General features: G+C 73.3%; 1 protein-coding gene. It reads right to left on the reverse strand.

The window, feature by feature from the left end; translation table 11 throughout:
* The coding region (locus LWC35_RS38765; protein WP_232875580.1) for an aldehyde dehydrogenase family protein at positions 1-1,218 on the reverse strand (1,218 nt) is incomplete at both ends.

Consider the following 1,218-nt stretch of genomic DNA (forward strand, 5'->3'; position numbering starts at 1 on the left):
GGGGTCGGTGCCGACGAGCACGGTGGGGTCGACGAACCAGCCCTCGGCGTCGTCGCTGCCCCCGCCGACCAGGACGTCGAGCGAGGCGGTGTTCTTCGCCCGGTCCAGCGCGGTGCGCACCCGGCCGAAGGCGCGCGCGTCGATCAGGGCGCCGCCGAAGTTCCGCAGGTCGGCGACGTCGCCGTAGGTCAGTGAGGCGGTGACGTCGGCGAGCTCCTCGCGCAGCGCCGGCCACAGCGAGCGTGGCACGTACGCGCGGGAGGCCGCCGAGCACTTCTGGCCCTGGTACTCGAACGCGCCGCGGACCAGCGCGGTGGTCAGCGGAGCAGGGTCGGCCGACGGGTGCACGACCACGAAGTCCTTGCCGCCGGTCTCCCCGACGATCCGCGGGTAGCTGCGGTAGCGGTCGAGGTTGTCGGCGAGGGTGCGCCACAGCGTCTTGAAGGTCGTCGTGGAGCCCGTGAAGTGCAGGCCGGCGAACCCCGGGTCGGTGAGCGCGACGCGGGAGACGGCCAACCCGTCGCCGGTCACCAGGTTGATCACCCCGGGCGGCAGGCCCGCGGCCTCGAGCAGCCGCATCGTGTACTCGGCGGCGAGCTGCTGGGTCGGCGTCGGCTTCCAGACGACCGTGTTGCCCATCAGCGCGGGCACGGTCGGCAGGTTCCCGGCGATGGCCGTGAAGTTGAACGGCGTGATCGCCACGACGAACCCGTCGAGCGGGCGGTGGTCCATGCGGTTCCACTCGCCGGGGACGCTGCGGGGCTGCTCGGCGAGGACGCGTCGGGCGTAGTGGACGTTGAACCGCAGGAAGTCGATCAGCTCGCAGGCGGCGTCGATCTCGGCCTGCTGCACGGACTTGGACTGGCCGAGCATGGTGGCGGCGTTGAGCGTGTCCCGCCACGGCCCGGCGAGCAGGTCGGCGGCGCGCAGGAGCACGGCCGCGCGTTCGTCGAAGGGCAGCGCGGCCCATTCGGGTGCGGCGGCCTTCGCGGCGGTGACGGCCTCGGCCACGTCGGCGTCGGTGGCGTTGGCGGACACCCCGATCACGGAGCGGTGCCGGTGCGGCTCGACGACGTCGAACCGTTCGCCGGAGGCCATCCGGCGCTTCCCGGCGATGGTCATCGGCAGCTCCGGACGCTGTCCGCGCAGTTCGGCGAGCCGGGCCTCGAGCGACGCGCGTTCGGCGGTGCCGGGGGCGTAGGTGTGGACCGGCTCGTT

The organism is Pseudonocardia kujensis, from assembly GCF_021283305.1.
Lineage (GTDB): Bacteria > Actinomycetota > Actinomycetes > Mycobacteriales > Pseudonocardiaceae > Pseudonocardia > Pseudonocardia kujensis.